Source organism: Agrobacterium sp. (genome assembly GCF_032092815.1).
In the GTDB taxonomy this organism is placed as follows: Bacteria; Pseudomonadota; Alphaproteobacteria; order Rhizobiales; family Rhizobiaceae; genus Agrobacterium.
Genome location: NZ_DAMDBP010000084.1, coordinates 1 through 7,494 on the forward strand (window position 1 = coordinate 1; position 7,494 = coordinate 7,494).

The 7,494-nt window shown below is 55.2% G+C and carries 8 protein-coding genes; 1 reads left to right on the top strand and 7 read right to left on the bottom strand.

Annotated features, from left to right (window positions below; all coding sequences use genetic code 11):
• Positions 1 to 320: 320 nt before the first annotated feature.
• A complete protein-coding gene (locus tag RT613_RS23435) occupies positions 321 to 1,637 on the top strand; it encodes a solute carrier family 23 protein (protein WP_313618770.1) in 1,317 nt (438 codons plus the stop codon).
• Positions 1,638 to 1,718: 81 nt separating this feature from the next.
• On the opposite strand, the gene RT613_RS23440 is transcribed toward RT613_RS23435, so the two are convergent.
• The 7 genes from RT613_RS23440 to RT613_RS23470 all read right to left on the bottom strand — a co-directional run bounded on the left by RT613_RS23440 (position 1,719) and on the right by RT613_RS23470 (position 7,310).
• A complete protein-coding gene (locus RT613_RS23440) occupies positions 1,719 to 1,916 on the bottom strand; it encodes a hypothetical protein (protein WP_313618771.1) in 198 nt (65 codons plus the stop codon).
• A gap of 343 nt (positions 1,917 to 2,259) precedes the next feature.
• Entirely contained in the window at positions 2,260 to 2,880 is a 621-nt protein-coding gene (locus RT613_RS23445) for a helix-turn-helix domain-containing protein (protein ID WP_409558891.1), read from the bottom strand.
• 114 nt (positions 2,881 to 2,994) lie between these two features.
• Positions 2,995 to 3,300, bottom strand: a complete 306-nt coding sequence (locus RT613_RS23450; RefSeq protein ID WP_313618772.1) for a hypothetical protein — start codon at positions 3,298 to 3,300, stop codon at positions 2,995 to 2,997.
• 294 nt (positions 3,301 to 3,594) lie between these two features.
• Positions 3,595 to 3,987 (bottom strand): cytochrome c family protein, encoded by a 393-nt coding sequence (locus RT613_RS23455; protein ID WP_313618776.1) that lies wholly within the window; start codon positions 3,985 to 3,987, stop codon positions 3,595 to 3,597.
• 70 nt (positions 3,988 to 4,057) lie between these two features.
• Positions 4,058 to 4,618, bottom strand: coding sequence for a gluconate 2-dehydrogenase subunit 3 family protein (locus RT613_RS23460; protein WP_313618773.1), 561 nt, complete (start codon positions 4,616 to 4,618; stop codon positions 4,058 to 4,060).
• The gene (locus tag RT613_RS23465; protein WP_313618774.1) at positions 4,618 to 6,303 is read right to left on the bottom strand and encodes a GMC family oxidoreductase; all 1,686 of its coding nucleotides are present in this window, start codon (positions 6,301 to 6,303) and stop codon (positions 4,618 to 4,620) included. The genes RT613_RS23460 and RT613_RS23465 overlap by 1 nt, the downstream gene beginning before the upstream one ends.
• Before the next feature lie 152 nt (positions 6,304 to 6,455).
• A complete protein-coding gene (locus RT613_RS23470) occupies positions 6,456 to 7,310 on the bottom strand; it encodes a sugar phosphate isomerase/epimerase (RefSeq protein WP_313618777.1) in 855 nt (284 codons plus the stop codon).
• Between the last annotated feature and the right edge of the window lie 184 nt (positions 7,311 to 7,494).

Below are 7,494 nucleotides of genomic sequence, written 5' to 3' on the forward strand. Positions count from 1 at the left end.
ATACGCCCATCTGAATCACAGCCGTCAGTTCAAATCAATGGGTCCTGACCCTAGCCTGAAACCGCTCCACACGACCGGTCGCTATCGTTTGGCGGGTAAATAACGTTCGTCCTATCGGACATGAGCATGTGTTGTTGTGGGAAACCGGCCTGGCCCGATGACACTGGTCATCAATCGCATTATCAAAGCCTTTTGAGGGCTAGCGTCGAATCGATATCGACGCCTCACAGACAGATCAAAAGTAATTTCACATCACCATTGCAACCTCTGTGGACCCGTTTCGCAGGTGTACGGTGATGTCAAACCGAATGGGGCAGACAATGGGTGAAACTGGCGGGTATTTTCCGCGGTGGCGGTTGAAGACGGAAGGGCGCATCCTTCCTGATGAACGGTTGCCGACGGGGCAAACAGTGGTGCTTGGCTTTCAGCACGTTGTGGCCATGTTTGGCTCGACGGTACTTGCGCCAATTCTCATGGGGTTCGATCCGAACGTATCGATCCTGTTTTCCGGCATCTCGACACTGATTTTCTTCATCGCCGTTGGCGGTCGGGTCCCGAGCTATCTCGGCTCATCCTTTGCCTTTATCGGTCCTGTTCTGGTTGCGACTGGGGCTGCAGCTGGCGCTGCCAATCCTGACATATCGCTTGCACTTGGTGGCATCATCGCGGCTGGCGCACTCTACACGCTGATTGGCCTGCTCGTGATGTTTGTCGGTCACCGCTGGATCGAGCGCCTGATGCCACCGGTTCTGACCGGCGCCATCGTGGCAGCCATTGGTCTGGTTCTGGCACCAATTGCGGTATCCAGCGCCTCCGGCACGGGGCCAAACAGCCCGGATGGGGATCAACTGTCCCGCTGGATTGCGATTACCACCTTTGTTGCGGTTGGTGTCGTGGCGGTTTATGCGCCAGGCATGGCGCGGCGTCTGCCTATCCTGATCGGCGGCGCGGTGGCCTATATCGCTTACATGGTTGTGACGAATGGTTTTGGCCTTGGCACTCCGGTCGATTTTTCCGGCGTAGCCGCTGCTGCATGGTTCGGCTTGCCGCATTTCACCGCACCGTCGTTCTCGGCTTCGGCAATCACGCTGATCGCTCCTGTGGTGATCATTCTGGTTGCGGAAAACCTCGGACACATCAAGGCAATCGGCGCGATGACGGATCGCAATCTCGACCCGTATCTCGGCCGGGCTTTCATCGGTGACGGTATTGCCACCATGTTCTCCGGCGCTTTTGGTGGCACCGGCATGACAACCTATGCCGAAAACATGGGTGTGATGGCCGTTACCCGCATCTTCTCGACGCTGGTGTTCCTGGTTGCTGCGGCAGTTGCCATCATTCTCGGATTTTCGCCGAAATTCGGCGCGCTGATCCAGACAATCCCGGGCCCGGTCATCGGTGGTCTTTCCATCGTTGTCTTCGGCCTCATTGCCGCGACAGCAGGCCGTATCTGGGTGGAAAACAAGGTTGATTTTTCCGAGCCGCGCAACCTCATCACGGTTGGTGTGGCGCTGGTTCTCGGTGCCGGTAATTTCAAGCTGCAGATCGCAGGCTTCACGCTTGATGGTATCGGCACGGCAACCATCGGCGTGATTGCACTTTATCACCTGCTTGGGCTGACAAGCCGCCGCGCCTGATCCGGCCCATCAAAAACAAACCTCCCGCCTTGCTGATCAGCCGGCGGGAGGACTTCAAAATATCTGATTTCGCTCCAAGGTTTAAAGCGACTGCCAGAACCAGTCGAAGAACCTTATCTGCTGGCGATCACCCTGTTCGTGCCCTGCGTCACGCTCTTCACCAAAGCCCGAATGCTGGTCGTAACAGAACCAACAATAATGTGGCTCCCTGTCTGCAATTACGACGGCAGGCGACGGTTCATTATGGGCATAGAGCGATAATAGAGCCTGTTCTGGCATGTCTGATCCTTGCTTCACTTCCTCATATCCGGCGCCCTTCTCATCAAAAAGCGCGTGGATTTCATGGCAGCCTGCGTCAAATTTGATTTTTTCCACCCCTTAAATGTGACCATACCGGAAAAACCCAACCGCCATGTGGCAGGCAGCAATGCTTATACCAGGCAACAATCGGCCAAGGTCGTGCCCTGTTGTCGGCAGGAAATAAAGCGGGCAACGATCGCTTGGGACGATGAGCGGGTAGATTGGGATAGTATGCGGATTGAAGCGGTTCAGAGCAAAATGCTAAAACCAAATAAGACGTGCTGGACAGCTCCTTGCCCTTGATGATCAAGGGCGTAGCACATCATCCATACTGGCGCAGTTGCAGCTTATCCATCCAGCCATGTAGCCAGTTGTCGGCATGACTATCGAGCATCATCTTCAGCTGCGTGGCGGCCCCGACATCCCGAATGGCTTCACTAGGGCGAATACCGAAATATTGCTGAAAGGCGCGCGAAAACGTCTCTTCATTGGAAAATCCGCTGGAATAGACCAATTTTGCGACCGCACCTCGCCCGTTGCCGACCGAGGCAAGTTTGAGCCGGACAAGCTTTAGCCGACGCTCGCGAATATATTCAACGATGCCACCCACCGGCTCAAACAGCCGGTAAAGCGCAGACCGCGACAAGGCAAATTGATGCATGATCATGTCCGTCGATAGCGACAGATTGGTCAGATTGCGTTCGATGAATGTCTGGATCGCCTGAAGGTTGACCTGCGTCAGCGCCTCGAACCTGGTGGTCACGGCACCGGAAAATGCGCTGGACAAAAGCGCGGACGTTGACCCCACCAGGAGCTGACCGTCCGCCTGACCCATTGTTGGTGCGAGCCGCGCCACGGACTGCATATATTCACCAAGAATAACGCCAAGCGTCGAGGAACCCTCAACACGTGCCCCATGTAGGTTGTCCACCACCTGCGGCATCAGTTGCATCATCTGCCGCGGGATAACAAGGCTGATGATGTCCATATTATTGGTGTGGGATTGCATCGGGCGACTAAGATCAAAACAGACGATGTCGCCAGCGACACCCTTTCCTTAACCACCGTCGGCATTATAGGCGCATTCGCCTTTTACGTAGAGCTGAACCAGCAGATGATCGACGGCTGTCGCAGATACCAGCGCGTTTGTGCGGTCAAACTGCTGTGCGCTGGCAGAGGACTTTCCAACCAGGAATTGACCGGGATTATAGGTTGCCAGATCGGCACTGAACTCTTCAAAATCATTGGTGATTGGCGTCGCGTCGAACAGGCTGGCAATGCTTGTTCGCCAATGCTCGTAATTGTCCTCGCGACTGAGTTGCGATGAAAGAACGACATGATGCTCAACATCCGCTGTACTCAAGATGATTCACTCTTAAACGGCGGCTGAAGTGCTCAAAAACGGGATTGAATGCTGAAAATGCTAGTGTGGATTTTGACAAATATCAATACTGGCACAGGTCCCTCCCCGAATACGTTACAGGAGCGTGAACATTCACGTACGCCATTAGCAGCGTGGTAAAACCGTCAACGCATCTTCAAGACTGGACGAGGCTTCTTGGGAAGGCAAGGCCAGCGACTGCCGACCTTGCCGTGTTTTGACGCACTGATCTGCGCGCTGACATCACATCTCTGCGATGATGCAGTGCACTTGCCATCATTCAGCAGTTTTTGTCGCACTCTCGATATAGGCGATCAGATTGTCCAGATCAGCTGGTTTGCTTATTCCCGCAGACGCCATCTTGTTGCCGGGGATTTTTTTCTTGGGCGCGCTCAGGAAATCCCGCAACTCGTCGGCGCTCCATACCAGCCCGTTGCTTCCAGCCTCTTTCATCTGGTTTGAGTAATTGTAATCGGGGGCGGTACCGGCCGTGCGGCCTATGATGCCATTAAGCTGCGGGCCGACCCTGTTTTTGGCCCCTTCACCGACCGCATGACAGGCGGAACAGCGTTTGAACACCATCTCACCCTTTGCGCTATCGCCCTCTGAGAGGGCAGGAGCGGCACCTGCGATCAAAGCCACTGCCGCGAAGAATAGTCTGTGACGCATTTTATCATCCTCGTTTTGCATCTGGAGGCGACCCGCCCACAAAAATCGGGCGGGTCGGATTGATGTAAACTCAGGTGGTTCCCCAGGCGGGCGTGCCCTTTTCGTAAGGAACACGACCGTCAAATTCACCGGGGATTTCGTCGTAGACGAGCACCTCTGTCGCACCAATCTGCGAGGTGAAGAAACCGAACAGGGTCAATTGTTTGACCAGTGTGAAGGGGTGCGGCTTGGCCGGTGTCTGTTCGGCTTTTGCCTGCTTGTCCAGTGCTGACAGCACCGCCTGCTTTTCCGCGCTTGTTAGGTCAAGGAACAGTTTCTTGTGATCCGCGCGGCTACGGTCTTCGATGATCGAAATGGCAGATAGGAACGATGTTCTCTGCTCTTGCGTATAACAATCGGCCGCGTAGACCGCCATGAATGCGCCGACAGCCGCATCCTTGGCCCCGGGCGTCGAGGTTCGCGGAATGATCGTTTCAGCCACTTCGTCCAGAAAGTGAATATCCTCCTCGCTGAACACATGGTCTTTTGCTTCCCCCGTGGCCGCATTTTGCGTGGCAAAGGCAATATCCGCACCGACCAAGGGCAGGCCGGTTGCAACCGCAATCATTTTCAGAAGTTCGCGTCTGTTCATTACAGGTTCCCCTTCTTCAGTTCCGAAACGGCAAAGTCGGCAGCACGCGCCGTCAGAGCCATGTAGGTAAGAGACGGATTAACGCAGGCGGCCGAGGTCATGCAGGCACCGTCGGTCACGAAGACATTCGGTGCATCCCAGACCTGATTTTGGCCGTTGAGGACAGAGGTTTTCGGATCACGCCCCATACGGGCGCTTCCCATTTCATGGATGCCCATGCCGGGAGCGTAACTTCCACGCGTGGGCTTGACGTTCTTGATGCCAACCGCCTCGAACATTTCAACGGCGTCGTTGACCATGTCTTCACGCATGTCGAGTTCGTTCTGCTTCATTTCGACATTCATCGACAGAACCGGAAGGCCCCATTTGTCCTTCTTGTTTTGGTCCAGCTTCACGCGATTGTCGTGATAAGGCAGCATTTCACCGAAGGCGGTCATGCCAATGGTCCACTTGCCTGGCTGGGTCAGAGCATCCTTGTAGTCAGCCCCGATGTTCAGTTCGGCAATTTCCCGCTCCCAGCGCGAACGGCTGGCAGATCCCTGATAACCGAAGCCACGCAGATAATTGCGCTTGTCGGCACCGGTGTTGCGGAAACGCGGGATATAGAAGCCAGCCGGACGACGACCCTTGAAGTAGAATTCCTCAAAGCCTTCCACTTCGCCGCTCGCACCCATGCGGAAATGGTGATCCATGACGTTGTGACCGAGTTCGCCTGAGCTGCTGCCAAGACCACCTTCCCAGACATCGGTCGCCGAATTCATCAACACCCAAGTTGAGTTCAGCGTCGAAGCGTTCAGGAAGATGACATCGGCCGTGTATTCATAGGTCAGGTTCGTTTCGGCATCGATGATCTCTACGCCACGCGCCTTCTTCTTGTCCTTGTCATAAAGGATTTCCTTCACGATCGAGAATGGGCGAAGGGTGAGATTGCCGGTGGCGACCGCCGCAGGCAAAGTTGAGGCCTGCGTGCTGAAATAGCCGCCGAAGGGACAGCCCAACCGACACTTATTTCGGAATTGACAGCGCGTGCGATCCTGATCGGGAAGCTCCTGCGTAATGTTGGCGCAGCGCGAATTGATGAGGTGTCGTGTGCCCTTGAATGCGGTTTTCAGCCGGCGTGCGACATCCTCTTCCACACAGTTAAGCGGAATGGGTGGCAGGAACTCGCCATCAGGAAGAATGTCCAGACCTTCGCGGCTACCGGAAATGCCAGCAAAACGTTCGACATAATCATACCAGGGAGCAATGTCCTGATAACGAATGGGCCAGTCGACCGCGATGCCTTCCTTTGCATTGGCTTCGAAATCGGTCTGCGACCAGCGATAGGTCTGGCGTCCCCAAAGCAGTGAACGGCCACCGACATGATAACCACGGAACCAGTCGAAACGTTTTTCCTCGACATAAGGCGTCTCCTGCTCATTGGCCCACATGCCGAGCGTGGCCTCTTCCAGCAGGTAATCGCGGCTGAGGACCGGATATTTCTCCTTCATTTCCTGGGTGGCGCGGTTGCGATGGGGATAATCCCAGGCTTCCTTGTCGGCGTTCTGATAGTCGGTCACGTGTTCAATGTTTCTGCCGCGCTCCAGCAGCAGAACTTTCAGACCTTTTTCCGTGAGTTCCTTTGCAGCCCAGCCTCCACTTATGCCTGAGCCGACAACAATCGCGTCGTAATGATTGTCTGCCATGTTAACTCCTCCGATTGGTACATGGGTAAAAAATCGACGAGACGGTCCACTCCCCGTCGCGGTGCGGCGGGAACCTCTGTTTCCGTCTGTCAAACCGTGTACTCCCCGACGGAACGACCGCCGGGAAGCGATTGTCGGTTTACGGGTCGGACTTACTGAATTGTCGGAAGGCGTTCGTTCAGGAACGCATTGCCCTTGGTCAGGACAGCTTCGGCATCAAGCGGAAGGTCGTGTTCAAGGATGAACCATTTTGCACCGGCCTTTTTGGCCGCTGGCAGGATTGTAGTCCAGTCGAGAACACCGGTTCCAAGTGTTGCAAAACCGCGTTCATTTTCAGCTGTGCCCGCAGGGGCATTGTCCTTGGCATGAATGGCAAAGACCCGGCCGTTCAGCGTTCCCAGGAACTCGGCAGGATCGTTGCCGCTGCGTGCAACCCAGGCAACGTCGAGTTCGCTCTGCAGTTTTGGACCAGCTGCATCAAGCAGCAGTTCAAGGGCAGTCTTGCCGTCGAACTTGACCATTTCAAAGTCATGGTTGTGGTAGGACATGGCAAAACCGGCTTCCGAAAGCTTGTCGGCATAACCGCCAAGTTCCTTGCCGAAGGCAATCCAGCCAGCGGCATCGGTTGGACGATCTTCAGGCTTCAGGTAAGGCACCGTCACCACCGGGTTTCCCACGGCTTTCTGTTCGGCAATCACCTCATCGATATTGCCACGCAGCTTGTCGATCGGCACATGTGAGGAAATAACCTTGATCTTGTGCTTTTCCAGCAGTGCGTTCAGTTCATCGGCACTGACCTTCTGCATATCCACCGTTTCCACCGCGGCTACACCAGCACGATTGAGGATGGAAAACTGTTCCTCAAGTGTCCCCGCGTCGCGCAGTGTAAACATCTGTGCGGCGATTGGCAGCACCTTGCTGTCATCGGCAAAAACCGGGCTTGCGATACCGGCTGCCATTCCAACAACGAGTGCCATGCTTGCGAATCTTGACTTGAACGATTTCAAACGCATAACTCCCTTTCCGTTTGATCAATGTGACGACACGCCTGCCCTCGCCCTCCCCGGCCAATGGCCGGATGATGCTCGGGCGCAACCTCCAAAGCTGTGTGTCGTCGGTCCTCGGTATCCCGCGGTCTAGGTCGTGTCCCCATAACGGGGTTCATGTCTGTGGCGTTGTGTGATTCAATCA